The sequence below is a fragment of the Hymenobacter oligotrophus genome, from assembly GCF_003574965.1.
GTDB classification, from domain to species: domain Bacteria; phylum Bacteroidota; class Bacteroidia; order Cytophagales; family Hymenobacteraceae; genus Solirubrum; species Solirubrum oligotrophum.
Window position 1 is genome coordinate 442,197 of record NZ_CP032317.1, and the last position, 25,124, is coordinate 467,320.

The 25,124-nt window shown below is 61.2% G+C and carries 23 protein-coding genes; 11 read left to right on the forward strand and 12 right to left on the reverse strand.

Going from position 1 to position 25,124, the window contains the following annotated elements; all coding sequences use genetic code 11:
- Positions 1-23: 23 nt before the first annotated feature.
- From D3Y59_RS01830 to D3Y59_RS01850, 5 genes are all read right to left on the reverse strand, one after another.
- Complete coding sequence (locus D3Y59_RS01830; protein WP_119446280.1) at positions 24-404, reverse strand: DUF423 domain-containing protein; 381 nt, start codon at positions 402-404, stop codon at positions 24-26.
- A gap of 100 nt (positions 405-504) precedes the next feature.
- Positions 505-1,179, reverse strand: coding sequence for a YggS family pyridoxal phosphate-dependent enzyme (locus tag D3Y59_RS01835; protein ID WP_119443487.1), 675 nt, complete (start codon positions 1,177-1,179; stop codon positions 505-507).
- Between the two features lie 46 nt (positions 1,180-1,225).
- Complete coding sequence (locus tag D3Y59_RS01840) at positions 1,226-2,275, reverse strand: VWA domain-containing protein (protein WP_119443488.1); 1,050 nt, start codon at positions 2,273-2,275, stop codon at positions 1,226-1,228.
- 81 nt (positions 2,276-2,356) lie between these two features.
- Positions 2,357-3,337: a hypothetical protein gene (locus D3Y59_RS01845; protein ID WP_119443489.1), complete on the reverse strand. Its 981-nt coding sequence runs from the start codon at positions 3,335-3,337 to the stop codon at positions 2,357-2,359.
- Positions 3,337-4,260, reverse strand: a complete 924-nt coding sequence (locus D3Y59_RS01850; RefSeq protein WP_119443490.1) for a DUF58 domain-containing protein — start codon at positions 4,258-4,260, stop codon at positions 3,337-3,339. The genes D3Y59_RS01845 and D3Y59_RS01850 overlap by 1 nt, the downstream gene beginning before the upstream one ends.
- 50 nt (positions 4,261-4,310) lie before the next feature.
- Here D3Y59_RS01850 and D3Y59_RS01855 point away from each other — a divergent pair, with 50 nt between their 5' ends.
- Positions 4,311-4,685, forward strand: coding sequence for a DUF4296 domain-containing protein (locus D3Y59_RS01855; RefSeq protein ID WP_162910476.1), 375 nt, complete (start codon positions 4,311-4,313; stop codon positions 4,683-4,685).
- A gap of 285 nt (positions 4,686-4,970) precedes the next feature.
- Here D3Y59_RS01855 and D3Y59_RS01860 read toward each other — a convergent pair whose 3' ends face one another.
- The 5 genes from D3Y59_RS01860 to egtB all read right to left on the reverse strand — a co-directional run bounded on the left by D3Y59_RS01860 (position 4,971) and on the right by egtB (position 10,215).
- Positions 4,971-5,324: a tRNA-binding protein gene (locus D3Y59_RS01860; protein ID WP_119443492.1), complete on the reverse strand. Its 354-nt coding sequence runs from the start codon at positions 5,322-5,324 to the stop codon at positions 4,971-4,973.
- A 77-nt stretch (positions 5,325-5,401) separates the two neighbouring features.
- On the reverse strand, positions 5,402-6,031 hold the full coding sequence (locus tag D3Y59_RS01865) for a DUF922 domain-containing protein (protein WP_119443493.1): 630 nt from the start codon (positions 6,029-6,031) through the stop codon (positions 5,402-5,404).
- Positions 6,032-6,070: 39 nt separating this feature from the next.
- Positions 6,071-7,474 (reverse strand): MATE family efflux transporter, encoded by a 1,404-nt coding sequence (locus D3Y59_RS01870; RefSeq protein ID WP_240410474.1) that lies wholly within the window; start codon positions 7,472-7,474, stop codon positions 6,071-6,073.
- 320 nt (positions 7,475-7,794) lie between these two features.
- Complete coding sequence (gene egtD, locus D3Y59_RS01875; protein ID WP_119443495.1) at positions 7,795-8,817, reverse strand: L-histidine N(alpha)-methyltransferase; 1,023 nt, start codon at positions 8,815-8,817, stop codon at positions 7,795-7,797.
- Between the two features lie 75 nt (positions 8,818-8,892).
- Entirely contained in the window at positions 8,893-10,215 is a 1,323-nt protein-coding gene (gene egtB, locus D3Y59_RS01880) for an ergothioneine biosynthesis protein EgtB (RefSeq protein WP_119443496.1), read from the reverse strand.
- A 331-nt stretch (positions 10,216-10,546) separates the two neighbouring features.
- On the opposite strand from egtB, the gene D3Y59_RS01885 reads away from it, so the two are divergent.
- The 9 genes from D3Y59_RS01885 (at position 10,547) to D3Y59_RS01925 (ending at position 21,576) form a co-directional block, all read left to right on the forward strand.
- Positions 10,547-10,942, forward strand: coding sequence for a hypothetical protein (locus D3Y59_RS01885; protein WP_119443497.1), 396 nt, complete (start codon positions 10,547-10,549; stop codon positions 10,940-10,942).
- 138 nt (positions 10,943-11,080) lie between these two features.
- Positions 11,081-11,383: a hypothetical protein gene (locus D3Y59_RS01890; RefSeq protein WP_119443498.1), complete on the forward strand. Its 303-nt coding sequence runs from the start codon at positions 11,081-11,083 to the stop codon at positions 11,381-11,383.
- Between the two features lie 94 nt (positions 11,384-11,477).
- Entirely contained in the window at positions 11,478-12,545 is a 1,068-nt protein-coding gene (locus D3Y59_RS01895) for an o-succinylbenzoate synthase (RefSeq protein WP_119446281.1), read from the forward strand.
- A gap of 102 nt (positions 12,546-12,647) precedes the next feature.
- Positions 12,648-13,898, forward strand: a complete 1,251-nt coding sequence (locus D3Y59_RS01900) for an aspartyl protease family protein (RefSeq protein ID WP_162910477.1) — start codon at positions 12,648-12,650, stop codon at positions 13,896-13,898.
- Positions 13,899-13,994: 96 nt separating this feature from the next.
- Positions 13,995-15,179 carry a lysophospholipid acyltransferase family protein gene (locus D3Y59_RS01905; protein ID WP_119443500.1) on the forward strand — a complete coding sequence of 395 codons (1,185 nt, stop codon included), beginning with the start codon at positions 13,995-13,997 and terminating at the stop codon, positions 15,177-15,179.
- Between the two features lie 251 nt (positions 15,180-15,430).
- Complete coding sequence (locus tag D3Y59_RS01910) at positions 15,431-16,435, forward strand: alpha/beta hydrolase (protein ID WP_162910478.1); 1,005 nt, start codon at positions 15,431-15,433, stop codon at positions 16,433-16,435.
- A 176-nt stretch (positions 16,436-16,611) separates the two neighbouring features.
- Positions 16,612-17,091, forward strand: a complete 480-nt coding sequence (locus tag D3Y59_RS01915; protein ID WP_119443502.1) for a phasin family protein — start codon at positions 16,612-16,614, stop codon at positions 17,089-17,091.
- A 104-nt stretch (positions 17,092-17,195) separates the two neighbouring features.
- Positions 17,196-18,881: an ABC1 kinase family protein gene (locus tag D3Y59_RS01920; RefSeq protein ID WP_119443503.1), complete on the forward strand. Its 1,686-nt coding sequence runs from the start codon at positions 17,196-17,198 to the stop codon at positions 18,879-18,881.
- Between the two features lie 544 nt (positions 18,882-19,425).
- On the forward strand, positions 19,426-21,576 hold the full coding sequence (locus tag D3Y59_RS01925; RefSeq protein WP_162910479.1) for a hypothetical protein: 2,151 nt from the start codon (positions 19,426-19,428) through the stop codon (positions 21,574-21,576).
- 130 nt (positions 21,577-21,706) lie between these two features.
- Here D3Y59_RS01925 and D3Y59_RS01930 read toward each other — a convergent pair whose 3' ends face one another.
- Both D3Y59_RS01930 and D3Y59_RS01935 read right to left on the reverse strand, forming a co-directional pair.
- Positions 21,707-22,816 (reverse strand): hypothetical protein, encoded by a 1,110-nt coding sequence (locus D3Y59_RS01930; RefSeq protein WP_119443505.1) that lies wholly within the window; start codon positions 22,814-22,816, stop codon positions 21,707-21,709.
- A gap of 113 nt (positions 22,817-22,929) precedes the next feature.
- The gene (locus tag D3Y59_RS01935) at positions 22,930-24,678 is read right to left on the reverse strand and encodes a phospho-sugar mutase (protein ID WP_119443506.1); all 1,749 of its coding nucleotides are present in this window, start codon (positions 24,676-24,678) and stop codon (positions 22,930-22,932) included.
- Between the two features lie 204 nt (positions 24,679-24,882).
- Between D3Y59_RS01935 and D3Y59_RS01940 the strand changes: the two genes are divergently transcribed.
- Complete coding sequence (locus tag D3Y59_RS01940; protein WP_119443507.1) at positions 24,883-25,065, forward strand: hypothetical protein; 183 nt, start codon at positions 24,883-24,885, stop codon at positions 25,063-25,065.
- Positions 25,066-25,124 lie beyond the last annotated feature (59 nt).

Consider the following 25,124-nt stretch of genomic DNA (forward strand, 5'->3'; position numbering starts at 1 on the left):
GTGTTCTTGTGCCTTTTGGCTACCTAGGCGAGGCGCATGGCGGCTACGGCCAGCATCACCCACCCGATGATGAACAGCACCCCGCCGATAGGCGTGATGGCGCCCAGCCAGCGCAGGCCCGTGAAGCACAGCAAGTACAGCGAGCCGCTGAAGACAATGATGCCGCCCAGCCACAGCCAAGCCACCGTGCCCAAGCTTACGGCATCGGGGCGTACCAGGCGCAGCACACCTAGGGCCATGAGGGCGAGGGTATGGTAAAACTGATAGCGCACGGCCGTTTCAAAGGTCTCGAGCCGGCCGGTAGCCTCGAGGTGCGCTTTAAAAGCGTGGGCCCCAAAGGCGCCCAGCGAAACACCTAGGGCGCCCAAAATAGCAGCGGTAAGAATAATCAGGCGAGCAGTCATGCGGCGAAAGTAAAAGCTAAGCAAACAATGGGGAGCACGGCAAAGGTAAGCGCCTTTTAGTGGCCAAAGCCGAACCCTGTGCTACGGCCGAGGTAACCCCCTAGGCCGGGTAGGCCCGGTGCCCGAAAATGGCGCTGCCTACCCGAATGAGCGTGCTGCCCTCCTCGATAGCCACGCGGTAGTCGCCGCTCATGCCCATGGATATTTCGTTGAAATCCTGATTGTCGGCAAAAAAATCCGCTTTCAGCCGCTCGAAGTAACCGCGTAACGTGCCGAACTCCTGGCGCAGTTTGCCCTCGTCGTCGGTGTTGGTGGCAATGCCCATTACGCCGGCAATGCGCACGTGCTGCAGTTGTTGCGCCGCGTCGCGCAGCATGGCCTCGGCCTCCGCCCACGACAACCCAAACTTGGTTTCTTCGTCGGCGATGTGGAACTGCAGCAGCACGCGTATTTGGCGCTGATGCTTGGCGGCCTGGCGCTCCACTTCCTGCAACAGCTTCAGGCTATCGATGCTCTGAATGGTGTGCACGAACGGGGCGATGTACTTGACCTTGTTGGTTTGCAGGTGCCCGATTAGGTGCCACTCGATATCGGCGGGCAGCTCGGGCTGCTTGGCCGTGAGCTCCTGCACACGGTTTTCGCCAAACAGCCGTTGCCCCGCGTCGTAAGCCTCGCGAATCAGCTCGACGGGGTGGGTTTTGGAAACGGCAACGAGGCGGCAATTGGTACCGGACAGCTCTTGCTGGAAAGCACGAATGTTATCAGCTATCGACATGCTGGCAAAGGTAGGTGCTGGCACCGTGCCGCGCCGAACGCGACACCTAGTCCTCCATGGCACTTACCATAAAGGTGTTTTTCAGGCCAAGCCACAGCAGCCACAAGCCAACGCACCAGTACAGGTAAAAGCGGTAGTAATCGTGGGTGTTGCGGTAGCGCGTCAGCTTCACCTCGGTTTTCTCGAGCTGATCGATTTGAGCAAATACGCGCCGCAGGGCGGAGTTGTCGGTGGCCCGGAAAAACTGCCCAGCACCGGCCTCGGCAATCTGGCGCATGGTGGTTTCGTCGAGGCGGGTTTCCACAAACCTAGGGCGACCTTGCTCGTCGCGGCCGTAGGGCACGGTGCCGTCTTTGCCCAAGCCAATGGTATAGAGCTTCAGCCCAAAAGCGTGGGCAAGCTGGGCGGCCGTAAGCGGGTCGAGCGAGCCGGCGGTGTTTTCGCCATCGGAGAGGAGGATGCACACCCGCGAGCGGCCCGGCGAGTTGCGCAGGCGGTTGGTAGCCACACCCAAGGCCGTGCCAATGGCCGTGCCGTCGGTAGGTATCAGACCTAGGCGCAGGTTGTTAAGCTCTTCCGTCAGCAGCTCGTAGTCGGTGGTGAGAGGCAGTACCGAGTAGGCCTCGCCGGCAAAGGCCACAACGCCGATCCGGTCGCCGCGGCGGCCCCGCACAAAGGCCTGCGCCATGCGCTTGGCTGCTCCGAGGCGGTTGGGCTGAAAATCCTGCAACTCCATGGAGGCCGACACGTCAACGGCCAGCACGATATCGATGCCGCGGCCCGATTGCTCCACGCGCTCATCGGTGCGCTGGGGGCGGGCCAAGGCCAGCAAGCCCATCATCAGGCTAAGCGCCAGCACCACGTCGGGCACAAAGCGCAGCAAGGAGCTCCAGTGGCTGCGCGCTTGCCCGCGCACAAAGGCCACGCCGAGCTTGCGGCGGCGGCGCTGGGCCAAGGCTTCGCGCAGCAGAAACAACAAGGGCACAGCCGCCAGCAGCAGTAGCACCCGGGGGTAAGCCCAGGTGTAGCTGGTGAGGGTGGAGTAGCGGAGCCCATCGAACGCCGGTACTACTACGTGCTGCCAAAACTGCTCCATGCAAGTCGAAAGTTAAGCAGAAGCATTGGGAGGGCCCGTCATATGCGCCTAGGTGCGGAAGCGAGTAGCAAGGCCTGCAAGCTAACTGCCAATGGCTTGGCGGCGCAACGAGGCCGTGCGCACCAACTGGTAGCGGCGGTCGGCAAAGCGGCGGAGCAGCTCCAGGGCATGGTCGGTTTGCTCGGCGGCTTCGTCGGGCAGCTGATTGCCGTAAATCATCCGGTCGGATAGGCGCAGGGCCGTGGCCACGTCGGAGTCGCCTTGGTACTGGGCCACAATCTCGCGGGTGGTCAGGGTGTTTAGCGAGTTGCCCTCGAGGCGGGCCAGGTAGTTTTTCCAAAGCGTGATGGCGCGCTCCATGTTGGCCAGCGAACGGCTCAGCTGAAAACGCTCGAGGTGACGGGCGTACTGCGCCATGAAGTACACGTGGTTGCGGGCCATGCGGTAGCGGCGGTAGCGTTGGCGCAGGTTGCGCCCGAACGTCCACCAGATTACGCCCGCCACCGCCAATACCGCTAGCGCCCCGGCAATCCAGTACGGGTAGTTAAACAACGGCTCTACGGGTGCAGGCCGCAAATCTTGGCGGAGCGGGGGCAAATCGGCGCCGGACGCCACGGCAGGGGCGGTGCGCACCAGCCGCACGGCAGCAGGAGCGGCATACAGCAACACCGTGTCGCGGCCGCGCAGCACGGTTACGGGCAATTGCAACTGCTGAAGCGAATCGAGGGAGAATGTGCGCAGTGTGTAGCGGCACCGATCGAGGCTAACGCCGTTGCTGGTGCGCGTAGGCCAGTACTCGCGGCGCACGTACTCAAAAGGCTTGTACTCGGCCGTGGAGTCGGGAAAAACCACGTTGAGCGCGGGCTCGTGCCTGAAAGTCAACTCGAACTCCACCAACTCGCCAATGCGCGTGGTGGGCCGCAGAAAACGACCTTTCGGCAACGAATCGGGCCGGGCAGCAGCTGGGGTGGTAGGTGCCTGAGCCGGAGCTTGGGCATTGGCACCTAGGGCGCCGAACAGCAACACCAGCAACCACGGCCAACGAAGTACGCGAAGCTGCATTAGGTAGTGGCCGAAGACTGAGGTTGAGCACCGCGGCGGTTGCGCAGGCGAAACAAATTGAGGAGCTGCGGCACGTAGTCGACATCGGTGGCGATGCTGAGAAACGACGTGCGGTGGCGGCGGCAAATCTGGCCGATTTGCTCGCGGTTTTGCTCGTAGGTGGCGCGGTAGCGGGCCCGCCAAGCCTTCGACGAGGTGTTTACCCACACGGTGCGGCCGGTTTCTTCGTCGCGGAGCGGCACAATTCCCAAGGGCGGAAACTCCTTCTCGCGCCGATCGAGCAGCTGCACCACAATCAGGTCGTGCTTGCGGGCCAGCATGGTCAGCTCGCGTTCGTATTCGGTATCGATGAAGTCGGAAAGCAGCAGCACCAGGCTGCGGCGCTTCAGCAAACCTAGGGCCTGCCTGATGCCGGCGGCCACGTTGGTGCCCGGGCTTTGCGGCTCCAGCGAGAACACCGATTTGATGAGCGCGTAAGCATGGCGCAGGCCCTTGCCCGGCGGCAGGTACAGCTCCTTCTGATCGGAAAATGCCAGTACACCCAGTTGCGCATCTTGCCGGGCCGCCGAAAGGGCCAGGATACCGCAGATTTCGCGGGCTACATCGAGCTTGCGGCGGCCCTCGGCGCCTACGCGCTGCGAGCGGCTAACATCGAGCAGCAGCAGCACCGATTGCTCGCGTTCTTCCTTGTAGGTCTTTACGAAGGTGCCGTGGCCTTTGGCCGAAACGGCCCAGTCGATGGCGCGGACTTCGTCGCCGTACTGGTACAGCCGCACCTCGTCGAACTCCAGCCCGGTACCTTTGAACACCGAGTGAAAATCGCCCTGCAGCTGGGCATCCACCACCTTGCGGATGCGGATTTCGAGCTGGCGCAAGCGGCGCAAAATGCCTTGAAGGGAATTGTCGGGGGTGGGCTGACTCATGAGCGGTGGCTAAAATAACGCGTTGGAACCGCAGCTGTTATTTTTGTGCCGTGAAGAATCCTCTTATAGTATTCGTTTTGCTGCTGAACACGCTGCTGTTCAGCCAGTGCGACCGGCCCGAAGAGCCCGGACGCCCCGCCCAATTGTTGCCCCGCGACAGGATGGTGCGCATACTTGTGGATTTACACCTCACCGAAGCCCGGGTTGAAAACGCCGGTACCTCGCCCGATACGGCCCGCGCCATGTTCAACCGCGAGTCGGTTGCGCTGTACCGCCGTCACAACACCACCGAGGCGGTGTTCCGGCAAAGCATGCAGTACTACGCCGTTCACGGCAAGGATTTGGATGAGATTTACGGCGTAGTGATTGACAGCATCAACGCCCGCGAGGTAAAGCTACCCACTCAGCAACCAATCCATAAATAGCTCGGTAGCGCGGCAGTAGCGCGGACTTTGGTTACGCCGACCTTCGGTTGTAGTCCGCGTCCACAGATAGTAATTTCTGACCTAGGGCGGCACACGATGTAGCGCGGGCTTTAGCCCGCATTTGCCAGAACGAAATCGTAGGTGCGAAACCGCGCATCACCGGCTGTTCGGACAAACGCGGACTGAAGTCCGCGCTACACGCTACACCGCGCAACTAATGATTTTACTATCCACGGACGCGTACTACAACCGAAGGTCGGCGTAGCCAAAGTCCGCGCTACTGCGCTATGCCAACCGACTGCCGTTGGGCACCGGGCCAGTTAACGAGGCTAGTACAATGTGGCCGTCAGAATCGGGGGCACCGGTAACGAGCACCTCCGAGCGAAACGGCCCGATTTGCTTAGGCGGAAAGTTGACCACGCACAATACCTGCCGGCCCACAAGGGCTTCGGGCGTGTAGTGCTTGGTGATTTGGGCGCTCGATTTCTTCAGGCCTATTTCGGGCCCTAGGTCGATGAGCAGTTGATAAGCCGGCTTACGCGCCTCGGGAAAGGTGCGGGCCTCTACAATGGTGCCCACGCGGATATCCACGCGTTCGAAGTCGGACCAGGTAATAACGGGAGCAGGTTCGGATAGCATTGCCGCAAGGTAAGCGCCGCGGTTTGTAGCGCGGAAATCCGTTGGCGTTGCCAACCTTCGATTCCGCGCTTCAGCTGCTACTGACCGGTAGCCTGGGCAGTAGCCTCGGGCCCGGCAAAGGCCTGTAGTTGCGTCAGGCGTTGCTGCACCTGCTCGTGCCAGGCTTTTTGCTTGATGAGGTTGAGGCCGTGGTTGGTTTCGACGTCGTAGCGTTGCTGCTCGCGCTGCCAGGCCGCAATAGCTACTTTCATGAGGTTGTTAAAGGCCGGCTGCAGCCGCTCGCAGTCAAACTTGATGGTTTGCAGGCGCTGGCGCAGCATGCGGGCGTGCACCTCCGTGAGGTCGAAGTGTACTTGCTCGTGGTGGAGCAGCGCGGCCGAAGCGGTTTGCGGCGCCTTCACCCACGATTCGGTAGGCGTGAAGGTAGCCTGCACGTTGGCCGAGAATACGTAATCCTTGCAGCCGATTTGCGCACCAATGTTGGCCGTGGTAAGGGCGTGCAGCGGATCGGCCGTGTTGGGCCGGGCTTTAAAATCGGCCCAGGTAAGGGGGCGTTTGGCCGACCACGCCAGCAGTTCGGGCTTGCCTTGGGCGGCGGGCTGTTGCTGCTGCACCGGCGGCTTTGGGGCCACTTGCTGAGCGGGTGCGGTAAACGGAAGCACTAAAAAGGAGCGCAGAAGCAGCGGAAAAAGCAGCAGATCGAGCATAAATCGAAAGCTAAGAAAGCGAGGCTACGTACTGCCGCGCTAACGCACGAGCACGGCACTTTCGTTCAGTGCCGAGCCAGCCACGGCAGTGCCTTGCGTTTCGCGGGCGAAGCGGCGTAATAAGATAGCAGCTACCGACGAAAGACCCACCAACAGGCCCACCCAAACGCCCTGCGCGCCCCAATCGAGCCAGAAGCCGAGCACATAGCTGAGCGGCAGCGCCACCACCCAATACGAGAGCAGGGCCACTAGCGAGGGCACCTTCACATCCTCCAACCCGCGCAAGGCACCTAGGCCCACTACTTGCAAGCCATCGGATATCTGGAACAAGGCGGCAATCAGCAGCAGGCTGGCCGCTTGGGCCACCACGGCGGGGTCGGAGTTGTAGAACAGCGGAATGTAATGGCGCGCCACCACCAACAACAAGCCGCACGTGGCCATAAACAGGAATGTGAGCCAATAGGCCGTGAAGCCCGCCCGGCGGGCCCCGGCCATGTCGCCGATGCCGCGCAGGTTGCCCACCCGAATGGTAGCCGCGGTGGCTACGCCGCTCACGGCCATAAACGTGACGGAGGCTACGTTGATGGCAATTTGATGGGCCGCCTGCGTGCTAGCGCCCAACCAACCAGCCATGATGGCCGAAACGCTGAAAGCACCCACCTCGAACACCAAATGCGCGCCGATGGGCAAGCCAATGTCGAGCAAGCGGCGCTGAATGTGCCACTCCGGGCGCCAGCTTACAATGGCCTCGTGGTAGGGGCGCAGGCGCTTGGCCCGCAGCACGTACGCCGCCATGAGCGCGGCCATGATAACGCGCGCAATTAGGGTGGCCCAGGCGGCGCCCATCATGCCGAGGTTGGGTGCCCCTAGGCGGCCGTACACGAAGGCGTAGCACAGCACAGCATTGATGACGTTGGCCAATACCGACAGTATCATGGCTTGCCGCGTGAGGCCCAGGCCTTCGGCGAATTGCCGGAAACCTTGAAAAACCATCAGCGGAATCAGCGACAGAAACATGACGCGCACCCACGGCGCGGCCAGCGCTACCACCGCCGGCGGCTGGTTGAGGTACTTGAGCAGCGGCGTAATCAGCCAACCTAGGCCGGCCAAAGCCACGCCCGCCAAGGTGCTCATGATAACGCCGCCCGTAAGCAGCTGGCCTAGGCGGGTAATGTCGCGTTGGCCATCGGCAGCGGCCACCAGGGGCGTAATGCCCATCGAGAGGCCCAGGCCCAGCACCATCAGCAAGGTGGTAACGCTAACGCCTAACGATACCGCCGCCAGCGGCACGGTGCCGGTGTGGCCCACCACCATGCTGTCGACTACGTTCACGAGCACGTGGCCCAACTGGCTGAGCATTACGGGGTAAGCAAGCAGCAGAGTAGGGCGAATGTGCGGGCGCAACGAAGCCAAAGCCATAACCAAATCGAGTAAGCGAACCACAAAGTTAACCGCCCGGCGGGCTCCCTAGGTTGGGGAGCCCGCCGGGCGGCAGATACGCTGTTGATTGGGGCTGCGTTAGCAGTGCGGGAACGACTAAGCCAGAATGTAGCGCGGGCTTTAGCCCGCGTTGGCGTGAACGAAATCGTTAAAGCGAAACTGCGCGGCGAAGATCGTTTGGATAAACGCGGGCTGAACCGTAGGAAGGCGTAGCCAAGCCCGCGCTACATTTACCTAGGTCAGGAATTACTGTCCGGGGACGCGGACTACAACCGCAGGTCGGCGTAGCCAAAGTCCGCGCTACACCGCGCTACGGCGTGCGGTTAGTCCTGCGGCGCGAACAGCACGTCGGCAAACCAGTGCTGCTCGTCGGCGAATACCTGCTGCACCGCCAAGCCCGCGGCCGCACCTAGGGCCTCGATTTGGGGCAGCGTGAATTTGTAGGAGTTTTCGGTATGGATGGTTTCCCAGGCCGCAAACCCGAAGCTGCGACCTAGGGCCCCAATACGAACCTGCTGGGCCTGGCGGCTAACGAGGTACGAGCGGATAACGCCCGCCTGCGGGTCGTAGTCGGTGAAATGCTCCCACTGCCCTAGGTCGAAATCGGCGCCCAGCTCGCGGTTGAGGCGGGTAAGCAAGTTCAGGTTGAAGGCGGCCGTTACGCCCTGGGCATCGTCGTAGGCCGCGCGAATTTGGCGCGGGTTTTTCTGCAGATCGAAGCCGATAAGAAGCCGGTCGTTGGGGGTGAGCTGGCTGCTGAGCGCGCGCAGAAACTGCTGACGCGCCTCGGGCTGAAAGTTGCCGATGTTGGAGCCCAGAAACAGTACCGCTTTGCGGCCCGCCTGCGCACGCATTTGCGCCAAGGCTGCGGCATACTCGGCTACCAGCGGTTGCACCTGCAGCGCGGGCATCTCGTGGCGCAGGCTACTGGCCAAGCCCTCCAGCGCCGAAGCCGAAATATCAACGGGCGCGTACACCACGTTGGCCTGGGCCTCGAGTAGCTGACGCAGTAATATCTTGGTTTTCAGTCCATCGCCGGCGCCAAGCTCCAGCAAATGGAACGCCGCTTGGTTTTCGGGCGCTAGTGCGGCGCAAATGGCTTCGCGGTGTTGGGTGAGCAGCTGAAACTCGGTGCGGGTGGGGTAGTATTCCGGCAGCTCCATGATCTGCTGAAACAAGCGGCTGCCCGCCTCGTCGTAGAAGTACATCGACGACAAGGCCCGTTGCGGCCGGCTTAGGCCTTCGAGCACGTGTTGCGCCAAGGCAAAATCAGCAGTTGGGGCTGGGCCGGGTGCTGCAGTTGTTGGGCTGGCTTGCCCCGAAGGAGCAGTGTGAGTGATGGGCATGGTGCGGCAAAGAGTGTGGTAATAGCCCGCACCTAAGGGGCGGGCACGCCAATAACAAGCGCAAGCGGCAAGGGGCTATTTTACCAGCCGGATGCCGGTGTACTGCCAGCGCTTATCGGGGTGGAAGAAGTTGCGGTAGCTTAGGCGAATGTGGCTGACGGGCGTGGCGCACGAGCCGCCGCGCAGTACCATTTGGTTGATCATGAATTTGCCGTTGTACTCGCCTAGGGCGCCGGGTGCTTTTTGGTAGCCGGGGTAGGGGTGGTAGGCCGAGTACGTCCATTCCCAACAATCGCCGAGTAGCTGGTGGCACTGGGTTGAATCGGAGGCTGCAGGCAGCGGGGCCGGGTCGAAGCGGTTGCTTTCCAGAAACTGGCCCGCCATGACATCGGGCACAAAGTGCCGGGCCGCCAGCTCCCATTCTTGCTCGGTGGGCAGGCGGGCACCGGCCCAGTGCGCGTAGGCATCGGCCTCGTAAAAACTGATGTGCGTAACGGGCGCGGCGGGGTCGAGGGGTTGCAGGCCGTGGTGGGTGAAGCGGTGCCAACTGCCATCGGGCTGTTGCACCCAATATAGCGGCGCTTGCCAGCCTTGCTGTTGCACCATCTCCCAACCCTCACCCAGCCAATAGCGGAAATCGGTGTAGCCGCCGGCTTGCATAAACTGCAGGTACTCGGCATTGGTAACCAAGCGGTTCTGCATCTGAAAAGGCTCCACGTACACCGTGTGTGCCCCAAGCTCGTTGTCGAAGCAGAAGCCGGCCGTGTCATCGGCACCGGGCTGGTAGCCGATAGTGCCCAAGCCGCCGGGCACTTGCAGCCAGGCTGGGGCCGGGGCGGCCGCAGTAGTGGGAACCACAGCCTGCGGCTCGCCCCAATAGGAGGGCGCCAACGGATTGGTGCTGAGGATGTACTTGATGTCGGTAACGAGTAGCTCTTGGTGCTGCTGCTCGTGCTGCAAGCCCAACTCGAGCACCTCGGCAAACGGGGCATCGGCCACCGCGTGGTAGGGCGCAAGCAGTTGCTGCATGTGCTCATCAACATAGGCGCGGTAGGCGTACACATCGGCCAAAGGCGGGCGCGAAATGGTGCCGCGGTCGGCGCGGTTTACGCGCGAGCCCAACGAGTTGTAGTACGAGTTGAAGAGGTAGGCGTACTGCGGGTGGTACACGCGGTAGCCGGGCAAGTGCTCCTTCAGCAGAAAGGTTTCGAAAAACCACGTGGTGTGGGCCAGGTGCCACTTGGGCGGACTCACGTCGATAATGGGCTGCACAACAGTGTCTTCGGGCAGCAGGGGACGGCACAGCGCCTCGGTTTGGGCCCGCACGGCAGCAAAACGCTCGGCAGCGGTAACGGCGGCAATTACCGCGAGGGGAGCAGAAGCAGCAACGAAAGACATAAGCGGCAGAATCAGAAAACGTGGGCTAGCTACGAGAATACGGCCAATCACGGCTTTATACATAAGCCGAATGGCGGCCGAATGTTGGGCTTAAATATCTGATTTGGAGTATGTAGTAGCTGATAAATATATCCAGAAAATACTTGGCAAAACTCAACCCTCGGCAGGGGCGGGCGTACACAAAAGCCCGCCGCAAGGCCATCGGGTGGTCCGCTTGGGGCCGCCGTTGGTGCGGCGCCGGCCTAGGTGGCCGCTGCGGCATACGGCCGTAGCACGCTTGGGCTTCGGGGCCGCATAAGTGTATCACAACCATCACCTAACCGCATTTCCCATGGCCAATAATCAGCAAGGCAAACGCAGCCAGAACGACCCGAACGCCCCGCAGAACCAAGGCGATAAGCAAAGCATCCAGTCGTCGGACCAGGCGCAGCACATGGGCTCTACCGACCAGAGCCGCTCGATCCAGAGCGGGGTGCCGGGCATACCGAGCCAAATGCACGTAGGCGCCGACCGCGGCGACGACCTCGAAGACCAAGTAAACACCACCATGACGAGCGGCATGGGCCAAAACCGCGAAGGCGAAGGCCAAAACCAGAGCCGCCCCGGCAACTTCGGCGCCAGCCCCACGCAGAAAGGCGGCGAAAGCCGCAGCGGTGGCGACACCGGCAGCGGCATGGGTACGCAAAGCGACCAAAACGCCAGCAGCGGCAACCGCCGCAACGGCTAAGCCCGAGGCGGTTACCGCCAGCAACTAATGGCTGCCCCTGCAGGCCCAGGCTTGCAGGGGCAGTTGCGCAACCGTTGGGTTCCGGAATGGCGTATGCCATTCCGGAACCCGAAGTTCAACCACACTCCTGAACCAACCATGGCAGAGCAACAGCAACCCAATTCGCAACAGAATCTGCGCGAGGATAAGATAGAACAGAACACGCCCGGCAGCCAAAGCAGCAGCGGCATGAGCAACCAAATCAACGACTCGTTGGTGGATGCCATGGAGCGCGAAAAACTGCAGCGCGGCGAGGACCTCGACGTGTCGGCCGATGCTTTAGGTGGCTTGGCCGGCAATCAACCCAAAGGCAGTGCCACCGAGCAAAACCGCTTCGATCAGCAACCCGGCTCGCCCATTAACCGCGACCCGGAGGCCACTACCGGTCCGGTAGTCGACTAACCAGCTTGTGCCCTAGGTGGTGCCCCGCCGTGGCTGCTTTGGCAGCTGCGGCGGGGCACCCTACTTTTGATGCCACCCACACATGCCCGCTTCCATGGCTTTGCGTCTCCGATACTCGTGCCGCGCGTTGCGCTTTAACTTTCCGGCCCGCACCTCGCGCGGCGCGCTTACCGAGCACGTAGCCTGGTACCTGCACCTCTCGGATGATGATTCGGGCGCGGAAGGCATTGGCGAAGCGGCTCCGCTGGCCGGCCTCAGCCCCGACCACCGACCCGATTTCGAGGCCCGGTTGCAGCGCCTGTGCCAGGAGTTCAACGACCTAGGGCTTGCGGAGGCACCTGCCAACTGGCAGCAATTTGTGGAGCCTGAGTGGCCCGCCTTGCGCTTCGGCCTCGAAACGGCGCTGCTCGATTACCAACGCGGCGGCCGCCACCAGTTGTTCGACAACGCATTTAGCCGCGGCGAGGCCGGCCTGCCCATCAACGGCTTGGTGTGGATGGGCGACGCCGCGTTTATGCAGGAGCAGATTCGGAAGAAACTGGCCGAGGGCTACCGCTGCCTTAAAATGAAAATCGGCGGCATCGACTTCGACACGGAGCTAACCTTGCTGCGCAGCATCCGCGAGGTAGCCAGCCCCGCCGAGCTGGTGCTGCGCGTGGATGCCAACGGGGCGTTTGCCTTGCCCGATGCCCAACGCAAGCTCGAGCAATTGTCCGAATTTCAATTGCACTCTATCGAGCAGCCTATCAAAGCCGGGCAGTGGCCAGCCTTGGCCGCGCTGTGCCGCACCTCGCCCGTGCCCATTGCCCTCGACGAAGAACTCATCGGCCTCACCGACCTAGGGCAGCAGCGCGCGTTGCTCGAGCAAGTGCAGCCCGCCTACGTGGTACTGAAACCCACGCTGCTGGGCGGCCTGGCTGCTGCGGGCCAATGGATTGCCGAAGCCACCCAGCGCAACATCGGCTGGTGGATGACCTCAGCCTTGGAGTCGAACGTGGGCCTGAATGCCATTAGCCAGTACACGGCCCAGTACCCCGTGGGCGATTTTGCGCAAGGCTTGGGCACCGGGCAGCTCTACCACAACAACGTGGGCAGCCCGCTGCAGGTGGCCGGTGGGTATTTGCACTACACCCCGTTGGGCCACTGGGAGCAGTTGGGATAAAAGCGGTGGTTGCGGGGCTGAAATTTTCGTATCTTATTACGCCCCAATTCACCAGCCCCCATGGCCTCGTCAAGCCCGTGTCGTTGTCCGTTGCTTGGCCGCGTGCGGCTGTGGGTGCTGGCGTTTGCGGTAGGGCTGGCGATGGGTGCCGGCGCACCTAGGGCGGGCCTGGCGCAGTCGGTGCTCTACAAGCTCGCGCACAGCAAAAGCGCCAAAAGCCGACTGCCCTTTACGCTGCAGCGCAACCTGATTGTGGTGCCCGTAACGCTCAACGGCCGCGGCCCCTACTACTTTATGCTTGATACGGGCGTGGGCACTTCGCTCATCACCGATCCTGGCCTGCGCGATTCGCTGGGCCTGCGCCTCGGGCAGCGCTTTTTGGTGGCCGGGGTAGGCGAGGAGGCACCGCTCGTCGCGTTCCAGACCGATAGCGTACGCGTGCAACTCGGCGACAAAGCTTCTTCGCCCTGCATATCTTTCCTGCTGCTCTCCGACGATATCTTCGACCTGTCGAGCTACGTGGGGCAGCCCATTCACGGCATTTTGGGGGCCGATGTGTTCCGCAGTTTTGTGGTGGAAGTAGATGCCGAGGAGCAAATCCTCATGCTGCACGACCCCATCCGATTTCGGGCGCCGCGCGGCCGCCGCTGGGCCCACCTGCCGCTCGACATCGAAGGCGACAAGTCGTACATCCACACCGAGGTGGCCCTCAACGACTCGGTGCGCATGCCGCTCAAGCTGATTTTGGACACCGGCGCCGGCCACGCGCTGTCCATCGAAACCAGCTCCGACGCCCGCCTTACCCTGCCGCCCGAGCGCCTGCGCACCCACCTAGGGCGCGGCCTCAGCGGCGATGTGCACGGCTATTTGGGCCGCGTGCAGGGCATGCGGTTGGGTCGCTACTACGTCCGGTCGCTCATCACCTCGTTTCCCGACGACAAAGCCGTGCAGGCAAAAGTGCAGGTGCCGCGCAACGGCAACATCGGGTTCGAGCTACTCAAGCGCTTCAACGTAGTTATCGATTACCCGCACAACAAGCTGTGGCTGAAACCCAACGCCTTGTACCGCGACCCGTTTGAGCACGATATGTGCGGGCTGGAGCTGCTGGCCACCGGGCCGCAGTACCGCCGCTACGTGGTGCAGCGCGTAGAGCCCGGTTCGCCTGCCGATCGGGCCAAAATCAAGCCGCGCGACGAAATATTGTCGCTGAACCTGGCTCCGGCCGAATCGTTTTCGCTTACGCAGCTAAGCCGCCTGCTGCACTCGGCCGACGGGCGCGAGCTGATTCTGTTTCTGCGCCGCCCCGACGGCGAAATCTACCCGGCGCGCATCGTGCTGAAGCGGCAGATTTGAGGCGCCATGGCCACGAACCGGCCAAACGCGTATCTTGGCTTCACCCCCGTGGCCACGGCTGGGGGCTTCCACCAGCTTCGTAGTGCTCCCGCCCCGATGTCATCGGCCACCGTTTCTGCCGCCTCCGCTCAGCCGCCCGGCTCGGCCGCCATTCGGGCCAACCAGCACATTTATTACGATTACTACGACCCCGACTTTGTTCGCGCCCTCGACGAGAACATCCTGCAACTGCTCGATCGGGTGTGGTTTCGCTCGGAGCTGGTGGGTTTCGAGGAGCACTACCCCGAGCGCAACAACCCGCACCGGCCGCTTATTTTCTGCTCCAACCACTCGGGCATGGCTTTCCCCTGGGACGCCATCGTGGCCCTTTCGCACCTGTACCGCCGCTTGGCCCGCAAGTCCGATTTGCCCCGGCCGTTGTCGGCGCCGCTGCTCAGCCAATCGGCCCTGATGAACCCCTTTCTGCTCCGCAACTTCTGGAAGCGGGCCGGCTGCGTGGATGCCACCACGCTGAACTTCGAGACGATGATGTACTACAACGACCACAACCTGATGCTGTACCCCGAAGGGGTGCCCGGCATCGGCAAGGGGTTCAACCGTAAGTACCAGCTGCAGCGCCTGGCCAGCAGCATCGTGCGCCTCAGCATTCAGCACAACACCGATCTGGTGCTGTTTTCCACCGTGAATGGCGAGTACCTAAACCCGGGCGCCTATAGCTGGGATTGGCTCAACAACCTGAGCAAGAAAATCGGTATTCCGTTTCTGCCCGTTACGCTGCTGCTGGTTGGCATCATCCTGCAACCCTGGATGTTCTACATGGCTTTCCCGGCCAAGCTCACCTTTGTGCTAGGCAGCCGCATGCGCCCCGCCGATTGGGTTGACAAACCCTTCGAGGAGCTCACGCGCGAAGACTTTGTGGAGCTAACCGAGCGGGTACAAAAGCAAATGCAGCAAGAGCTCGACACCGCCGTGGCGCGCTACGGGCAGCAGCCCTACCGTTGGGGCGAGTTGTGGCAGCGCATCAAGCAAAATTGGCGCTACTTCCCGTTTTTCTTGCCGCCGTTCTGGCCCATGCTGTTCCATGAGTTTGAAAGGCAATATTCCCAGAAAGGGCGCAAGCATTTCCGCTTGCGGCTTACCGGTTTTGGTACTACCCTGCGGCTGCTGTGGCGCAATCCGTTTGTTATCAATTTCTTTATACCAATCCTGGGCTGGATACCCATTGCTATCCGGGGATACTACAAAAACCGCATCGGCCAGAAGCTGCCCGGCCAACGGTAGCAGCGGTGCCTAAGTGCGGGGGAGTAGCTAGTAGAAAATTTCTAAGAAATCGGGAGAGTACAATACCTCGCAAAAGCCCTATATTTTCAACTCAACTCGCGCCGGTTGCGTACTCAGGCTAACGGTTAGTCTTTATTGTAGAGGCGCTGTTTCGAGTTAAGTAATAGCTAGTTAAGCTTTCCAAGTACAGGCCGCCACCGTTGGCTTGCCTGCGCTGCCCGCACCGCGCCTATCACCTGCCATTTCCCACCATGCCTTCCTTTCAGCACCAGCTGGTTAAAACGTTGCTTTCGGCAGCAGCCGGGCCCATTGCCCGCCGGCGGCCTACCCTAAATACGCTGCGCCTGGGGCTCGAGCTAAGCACGCTGCTGCAGTTTATGCCCTGGAACGTGCACTTCGAACGGGCCGACACGGGCAGCACCGGCGTAGTAGCCGAATGGATTGAACCCGACGGCGCCGACCGCCGCCGTGTGCTGTTGTATTTGCACGGGGGCGCCTACGTAATGGGCTCCCTCAACACCCACCGCGGCTTTATAGGCGCGCTGGCGCAGCAGTGCGGCCTGCGCGCGCTATCGGCCGATTACCGCAAGGCGCCCGAACACCCGTTTCCGGCTGCTTTGCACGATGCCGCCGCGGCTTGGCATTGGCTTCTGGGCCAAGGCTACCGGCCGCAAGATGTGGTTTTGGCTGGCGACTCGGCCGGCGGCGGCCTGGTGCTGGCCCTGATGCTGTACCTGCGCAAAGCCGGTTTGCCGCAGCCGGCAGCTGCCTTGTGCCTTTCGCCCTGGAGCGACCTAGCCATACCGGGCAGCGCCGCTTTTACCGCTGAAAAACTACCCGACGAAGCCAAGCTGGTAGAGGCGCTCGAAATCAAAGCCTGGGGCCAGCAGTACGCCGGCAGCACCCCGCTTACGCACCCCATGCTCTCGCCCCTGTTTGCCGAGCTGCACGACTTGCCCCCGCTGTTGCTGCAGGTATCGGATGGCGAGCTGCTGTACCCCGATACCCTGGCCTTGGCCACCAAAGCCCGCACGGCTGGCGTACCCGTAACGCTGCAAACATTCGAGGGGCTGGTGCACTGGTGGCATTTGTTTTGGCGCACCGTACCCGAGGCCAAACAAGCCCTGCAGCAAGCCGGGGATTTTGTGCAAGGCGTGTGGCGCGCCCAAGCCGCTGCCGAGCAGTTGCTGGCGCAAAAACACCTAGGGGCAAAGCGCCCAAAACCCATACGGGCAGTAGCCCGCGCAGCTGCCTAACTAGTGCCGAATGCCCGAGCTAATGGTTGAGAAAAATCATGCAAAAAATTGGTGCTCAATCATCCGCGAATATTTACCTTTTCGTAGGTTTGTTACGGGTAGTCGGCATGCATACTACTTTGGGTTTGCCTCACCAGCCGCGCCGGTTTTAGTCAACCTCAACCATTTCTCAAGTCATGGAAGACCTGTTTAAGAAGTTCATCTACGCTGGCGTTGGGTTTGTTTCGCGCACCAACGACCGGGTGCAGGACACGATTAACCAACTGGTGCAGGAAAACAAACTCTCGCAAACGGAGGGGCAGAAAATCCTCAACGAGCTGCAGAAAAACACCGACACCAAGCGCAAGGAGTTCGAAACCCAGATCAACAGCATTGCCAAGCGCGTGATGAAAGGCATGGGCGTAGCCTCGAACGCCGACGTGGAGGAGCTGAAGAAAGCCGTAAAAGGCCCCGGCAGCAAAGCCAGCAGCAGCGCCACCAAACCCGCAGGTACCGCTTCGGCCAGCAAAACCAAGAGCACCACTGCCAAGAAAGCCGACAGCACTACGGCCGCCGCCCCCGCCAAAAAAGCTGCCTCGGGTGGTAGCAAGAGCAGCGCGGCCAAAAAATCGAGCAGTGCAGCTGCTACAGGCAGCACCGCCACCGACAACGCATAAGCTTGTAATGGCACTTGCACAGCCCCGCTGGCCCTAGGTCGGCGGGGTTTTGTTTTGTGTTAGGGGCCCTAGGCGGCGCCCGATTTTTTCCGATTTTGCCGACAATGTTCAAAAACACGATAACCAACCTCGGTCGCATCCGCCAAGTGGTGGAAGTGCTGCTGCGTTATGGCTTCGAAGACGCCGTAACCACCACGGCCTTGCGCCGGCTGGTGCCCGAGCGGCAGCGTCGCAGCTGGCACCACGGCAACCAATCGGTGTTCGAGATGTCGCGCTGGGAGCGGGTGCGCATGGTTATCGAGGAGTTGGGGCCCACGTTTATCAAGCTCGCGCAGGTGCTCAGCAACCGCGCCGATTTGCTGCCCCAGCCGTTGGTTGATGAGTTTGCCAAACTGCAAAGCAGCGTACCGCCCTTCGACAGCGCCGTGGCCCGCCAAATTGTGGCGCAGGAGCTTGGCCGCCCCATCGAGGAGGTATTCAGCGAGTTCGACGATGTGCCCCTGGGTTCGGCCTCCATTGGGCAGGTGCACCGCGCCCGCCTGATTGATGGCGCCGAAGTAGTGGTGAAGGTGCAGCGCCCCGACGCCCGCGACAAAATCACCACCGACCTGAGCTTACTGCGCGAACTGGTGCGCCTAACGAGCGGCTACTTGCGCCGGCAGGGCATCAGCAACCCGCAGGATATTGTGGAGGCCTTCGAGCGCAGCATGATGCAGGAGCTCGACTACACCTCGGAGGCGCGGGCCATGGAGCAGTTTCGCAAGCTTTATGCCGAGTACCACACGTTTTACGTGCCCGAGCCGCACCGCAGCCTCAGCACCGCTCGCGTGCTCGTGATTGAGTTTGTGAGCGGTTGCAAAATCACCGACAAAGACCAACTGCTGCGCTGGAACCTCGACCCCGCCGCGGTGGCCGAAACCGGCATGGACATCTACCTGACGCAGATTTTCGAGTTCGGTATTTTCCACGCCGATCCGCACCCCGGCAACGTGCTCGTGCGCCCCGATGGCAGCATCGTGCTCATCGACTTTGGCATGGTGGGGCGCCTTACCAAGCAGCAGAAGTACGCGTTTGCAGGCGTGTTTATTAGCATGGGCCAGCAGGATGCCCGCGGCATGGCGCTCAACTTCCGGCGGTTGGCCCTTACCTCGGATATCCGCGATATGCGCAGCTTCGAGGCCGAGCTGCAGCAACTCATCGACGACTTTACGGGGCTCGATGTGAAGGAAATGAGCATGAGCGCCCTCGCGGAGCGCCTGCAGGGCGTCATTTACCGCTACAAGCTGCAGGTGCCCGGCTCGGTGTTTCTGATTCTGAGGGCCTTGGTAATCCTAGAAGGCATTGGCAAGGTGCTGCACCCGGTCTTCAACACCTTTGAGTTTGTGCGCCCCTACGGCCGCCGGCTGATTATGGAGCAGTACTCCATGAGCAACATCGGCGCCGAGCTGCAGTACACCGGGCAGCAGCTGCTGGCGCTCATGTACACGTTGCCCACCGATTTGCGCCAAATTGTGCGCAAGCTTTCCAAAGGCGATTTGCGCGTGCAAGCGCAGCTGTCGGGCTACGCCCCGCTGCTGAGCACGGCCGAAAGGCTGGTGTCGCGCACCATTATCACGCTGCTGGCGGTGGCGTTTCTGCTGTTCTCGGGCTTGTCGTTGCTCGGCAATTACCCTGCGGGCCAAATGCCCTACTTCCGCGGCTTGCCCGCCGTAACGTGGTGGGGCCTGGGCGGTACGGCGTTTTGGTTGATGGTGCTGTTTATTCTCACCATCAGAAAGGAAAAGCAGTAACCGTTTCCCAAGCTGTCATTGCGAGGAGGGACGACGAAGCAATCGGTCCTTGGCTGGGCACAACCGCTCACCTAGTAGCAACCGAAACCACGTAGCGCGGTGTAGCATGGACTTTGTAGTCTGCGTCCCCGGATAGTAAGTTTTGTTTTCGGACCTAGGGGTGCGGCGCGTGTAGCGCGGACTTCAGTCCGCGTCGGCGTGAACGATTGGCATCGAGCGAATACGTGCGGCCGATTTCGTTCTGGCAAACGCGGGCTAAAGCCCGCGCTACACAGGACGCCCTAGGTCCGGAAATAGAAATTACTATCGTGGGACGCGGACTGCAAAGTCCGCGCTACGGCCCTAGGTGCATTTCGCTTGGTGCTGGGTGAGCGGTTGTGCCCAGAACTGATTGCTTCGTCGTCCCTACTCGCAAGGACAGCCTGGCAAACGGCTGCTTTTCACTTTTTCAGGAACATTTCATTGCAGCAACGCCGCAAGGCCGTGAACTTTGCACCCGTTTAGCTCGGGGCCGGATGCATCGGCCGCGTTTGGAGTTTGCATCGTGCGTTTTTGTTCTGCTTTCCGTTTGCTCGGCGCCCTGCTGGTGCTGCTATTCTTGATTCCGGCTACTGCCAAAGCGCAAAGCTCGCTGCTGCGCGATGTCATCATTCGCACCGATACGGCTGCGTATCAGCTTAGCCGCCACACCGCCAACGTGCAGGGCGAGCCGACGCTGTTCTTCTGGTTTCGGCGCGATGATGAAACTGTGGAGCTACGCCTGCTGCCCGAAGGCAAGCTGCCTGGCCAAAAGCCCTTGCGCCTGCGCCGCTCCGCCGATTTTCAGCAGCTCGATTCGCTGACGCTCGAAGCCGACGGCACCTACCGCACCCGCCTGAAATTTCAGGACCTTACCAGCAGCCAGTTTATCCGGCTGGTGGTGGAGCAACCCACCGACGTGCCGGGCCAGGAAGGCTGGCGCGACGTGGTGCCTTTGCTGCCTGTGGCCCGCACCTCAGTTTCCATTCGCCGCACCGACGATGAGCTGTACGTTGGCGAGGAGAAGGTATTTGAGCTGAACAGCTCGAACCCACGCAACGTGCGCGCCACCGGCGAGTGGGTGCGCGGCGAGGATTTCGACTACCGCGTGGTGCGCGAGCAAAACGGCACCCTGCGCCTGCACGTGCTGCCCAACCAGCTGGGCCGCAAACCCCTAGGTGTGCGCCTGCAAACCGAGCGGCCGCAGCTGCTCAGCGGCGGCAAGCTTAGCTACCAGTTGCCGTTGCTGCGCCAGGAGTTCACCGTGAAAGCCTCGCGCTTGCGTTTTCTTTCGCCCGATAAGCGCAGCGTTACGCTCGACGAGCTAAGCCGCCGCCGTGGGGTGGAGCTGATTTTGGATAACGGCCGCTCGTTTGAGCTGCGCCGCACCTACCGTCTCGAGGACCAGGAAGAGCCCGGCGGCAGCTTGATTGCGGAACTTTACACGCGCCAGTACCTCAGCAACGACCGCGTGCTCTGCTACCTGCGCCCCTACAACACGCACCGCCAAACCGACGGCTACCTCTACATCAAGCAAAACGACCAAGCGCAGTACGTCACGAACCTCGACATTACGCCCAAAACCACCGTCACCAGCGTGCAAGTGCTGCACCGCGGCGGCGACTGGACGTCGTCGCTCAACGTGAGCCCCGGCGAAACCGTGGACGTGCGCCTGGAAGGCGAGGGGCTGCAGAAAGCCCGCTTCCACCTCGAGGACCTGCAGGTAATTCTGTCCGACTCTTCGGTCCGGACCGAGTCGCGCGTGGTGCTGCGCGTGCAGGTGCCCGTAACGTTCGATAAGCGCAAGAGCACGATCCTGAACGCGGGCCAACCCACCGGCTTTGCGCTTACCGTGCGCGAGTTTCAGCGCCCGCACCCGCTCGATTTTGTGTCGGTAAGCTACGGCGAGGGGTCGCGGCCCGTTACGCGCCTCAACGGCCCGGTGCTGTACGGCCACACCATCCGCGACGTGGTGTTCAACTTCAACACCAACGGCATCGATACCGACAAGTCGCTCTACGGCAAGCAATTCCTGAGCTTTGAGATTCGCACGCTCAACAGCAAAGGCGAGCTGGTGGAAATCCGCAACGTGGACAACGTGGTTATTTGCCCCGGCGATAACTCCCCGCGGGCGGCCTTCTACCAGGACAAGCAATGCCGCACCGACCCGCTGAGCCTTAACAGCTTGCTGGGCCGCAAAACCTACGACCTCGACGACTGGAGCCGCATTATTGTTACCATCAGGCACCAATCCGGGCAGTACGCCGAGCCCGGCTCCACGCAAGTGCTGGAGCTGGTGCTGAAGCGCACCTTCAAGTTCGATATCGATGTAAGCTTCCCCGGCGGCCTGCTCACCAAGCGCGCCGGCGAATCGAGCTACACCGATTTCGGCGGCATTTCGCTGGCCACGCTCGCGCAATTCAGCTTTTACCACCCCGAAAAAATCAACCGCTTGCGGCCGTACAAAATTGGCGCAGGCTTCGTGGCCCTCAACGCGTTCAACCTGAACTCGAGCGCCTCCGTGCGCCGCGATTTGGGGTTGGTGGTGCTGGGGTCGGTGTACCCCACGCGCCGCGATGCCAAGCTCACCTTTCCGCTGTATTTGGGCGGCGGCTACCTGATGACGCTCGGCAAACCGTTCTTTATGTTCGGGCCGGGCATTGGGGTGCGGTTGTAGGGCAAACGGTGCCAACCCGGCCATAAGTTTGCGCGGGACAAAAACGATAGAGTGCAGCAAAGCACGAAAAGCTGCAGAGCGGTCAGAAATCAGGTAAACGGCTTACCCTAGGTCCTAACTCAAGCGTTGCTTACCGCAGCCAGTGGTAGCCTACCTGAACCCCCGCGAAGCCCAGCCCCGTCAGCAACAAGTTGCGGTACCACCCCTGCAGGCGCAACTCCCGTCGGGCACCTAGGGGCACATGCACGCCGGCGGTCAGGTCGAGGTGCGCGGCAACGCCACGCCCGCCATGGTAACTTTCGGCCACCCGAAACGGCCCCGTGCTGCCCGCCGGCCGCTGCTGCACCTCGTTGAACTGATGAACCATAAACGAAAGGCCCATGCCCGCTCCTGCGTGCAGGCCTACTCGCTGGGGCTGCCCCCAGCGCTTACCTAAAGCAGTGGTAGCCGCTGCCATGCCTGCCCGGCTGTACTCGCGCTGCTCCACCGGGGCGTTGGAGTTGTTGGTTGTCTTGGTCACGCCGGAGTAAGCTTTCAGGTGGCTGTAATCAAGCTGCAGGCTGGCGTATAATCCGCTGGCGCGCCGGCCCGTCCACTCAAAGCCAACCTGCGGCAGCAAATTGGTTTGGCCTTTGTTGCCCAACAAGCCGAACAACCCGGTCGCTCGCACGGCAAAACCTTCCTGCCAGGCAGATGAAACCGATGGCTGGCGCAGGCGCCACGCTTTATCAACGCAGGTATTGTACTCCGTTAGCGCCCGCTGCACATTAAATAGCGAATAAGGCAGCTCCAGCACGCGGGCATCGGTTTGCTTTAAGGTGGCGCAACCCGTTAGGTAGCGGTTGAACAACACATGCCAATTACCCGGGCTGAGTTCATAAAGCGTATCATTAGCGGCGGGGCGCAGTAGCATACCGCTCTGCGAGGCATCCGTATACAAGCTGGCGGGGCCGATCAGCTGCGGCAACACAAACCACACCGAATCGGCGCCGGAGGCCAAGCGCACCACCGAGCTGTTAATAGGCGCGTTGGCCCCAACGGCGTAGGCCTTCACTTGGCTTGGGCGAACAAGTTGGGGAGCAGTTGCATTTGCTGTGCGCAGGTACACCCGGCCGCGGCGCTCGGTAATGGTACCCCGTACGGTGTCGCCGCTCAGCTTGAGTACGTAGCCAGGCAGGCCTTGTGCTATAGTTGTAAGGGGTAATTGAAGGATGAAAATCAGCGCGTAAAGTCGAAGCATGCGTTGAGGTATAGAGCGGCGGATTCAAGCAAAAAGCAAGAATACAACAAAGCCCGGGCACTGCCCAGGCTTTGTTGTGTAGGTCTTGACTGACACTAGGTCCTATTCGAACATTACTGCAGCTGCATTTCCTGGATGATCTGCTGGATGCGACCGTCGAGCTGCTGCTGGGCTTGCTCGAAATCGGCACCGTTGCCGAGGGGCTGCTTCAGGCTGAAGTAGAACTTGATTTTGGGCTCGGTGCCCGAGGGGCGGGCCGACACCTTCGAGCCGTCTTCGGTCAGGAATTGCAGCACGTTGCTGCGCTCTAGCTCGATGGGCTGCTCTTGGCCAGTGCGCAAGTCGCGGGCAACTTGCTGCTGGTAGTCGAGCAGCTGCACCACGGGCGAGCCACCTAGGGAAGCCGGCGGGTTCTGGCGCAGCTGGGCCATCATTTCCTGGATTTCCTCGGCGCCGCGCTGGCCCTTTTTGGTCAGCGAAATCAGGTCTTCCTTGTACAGGCCGTAGGTGCGGTACATCTGCACCATTTCCTCGTACAGCGTGCGGCCTTGGTCTTTGGCCACGGCAGCCATTTCGGCAATCAGGCAGCAAGCCGAAACGGCATCTTTGTCGCGCACAAAGTCGCCAATCATGAAACCGTAGCTTTCTTCGCCGCCGCCGATGTAGTAGTGGCCTTCGTTCTTGGCTTCAAGGTCGCGGATGATGCCGGCGATGTACTTGAAGCCCGTGAGCGTTTGGTAGGAGCGGATGCCGTAGTGCTTCGCCACGTCGCCGAGCACGTCGCTCGTTACAATGGTGTACACGATGTAGTCCTTCTCCTTATCGAGCTTGCCGGCTTGCTGGCGGGCCGACACGAGATAGTGCGTGAGCAGCGCAGCGGTTTGGTTGCCGTTCACGAGCACCCATTCGCCCTGCGTGTTCTTCACGCCGATACCCACGCGGTCGGCGTCGGGGTCGGTGGCAATTACGATGTCGGCGTCGAGCTGCTTGGCCTGGTCGAGGGCCATTTGCATGGCTACTTTCTCCTCGGGGTTCGGCGACTTTACCGTCGGGAAGTTGCCATCGGGCGTGGCTTGCTCCTGCACAATGTGAATGTTGTCGAAGCCGAAACGCTGCAGCGCCTTGGGCACCATGGTAATGCCCGTGCCGTGCAGCGGTGTGTACACGATTTTGAGGTCGTGCTGGCGCTTAATGGCATCGGGGTTGATGCTGAGCTTGGCCACCTCGCCTAGGTAGGCATTGTCAAGCGCTTCGCCGATGATGTGAATGCGCGACGAATCGGCCGCGAACTTCACCTCGTCCACGGAGTGGATGGCGTTTACCTCGCGGATGATGTTTTTGTCGTGCGGAGCCACTACCTGGGCGCCGTCGTTCCAGTACACTTTGTAGCCGTTGTACTCCTTGGGGTTGTGCGAGGCCGTAACCACGCAGCCGCTGTGACAGCCTAGGTGCCGAATGGCAAACGACAGCTCAGGAGTGGGGCGCAGCGCCTCGAACAGGTACACCGTAATGCCGTTGGCCGAGAAAATGCCGGCCGCGGTTTCGGCGAAGGTGCGCGAGTTCAGGCGCGAGTCGTGGGCAATGGCCACCTTAATTTCTTCGCCGGGAAACTGCTGCAACAGGTAGTTGCACAAGCCCTGCGTGGCCATGCCCAAAGTGTAGCGGTTCATGCGGTTCGAGCCCACGCCCATTACGCCGCGCAAGCCGCCGGTGCCAAACTCCAGGTCGCGGTAAAAGGCGTCGCTCAGGGCTTCGTCGTCGCCGGCCGCTTGCAGGCGGCGAATTTCGGCCTTGGTGTCGTCGTCGTAGTTGCCGCTAAGCCAGGTGCTGATTTTTTGCTGGATGTCGGAAGAGAGGGGCATAAATGCGAAGGTTCGGGTGGCGTTTGTACGTCAAAGAAAAAGGAAGTTTGAATACAGCGAAGCTTGGTCAGGGTAAAGCTCACATTATCATGCGATTGAACTGCGCCCAATTTTTGCGCACTTGCGGCAGTGAAAGCCAGCAACTCCGCAGTCGGCTGGCTCAACTGCACTCAGCCGCCGTTCAGCTCCTTTTCCTTACCCGCTATGAAAACCGTTCATCGCCTAATTAGCCTGCTCATGTTTATGCTGCTGGTTTTGCTTGTAGCTCTGCCGTTCGCCGTGGCCTTTGCCCAAGCACCCGCCCAGCAAAGCAATCCTGCCGGCCAATTCACCACAGAGCAACTGCGCACCGACGAAAAAGCGCCGAGCCAGATCTGTAACCAATAAACTCAGCCCTAGGTGAACTAGCCTGGTAACAACACCAACGGCGCCCGAGCAGGTAGCTC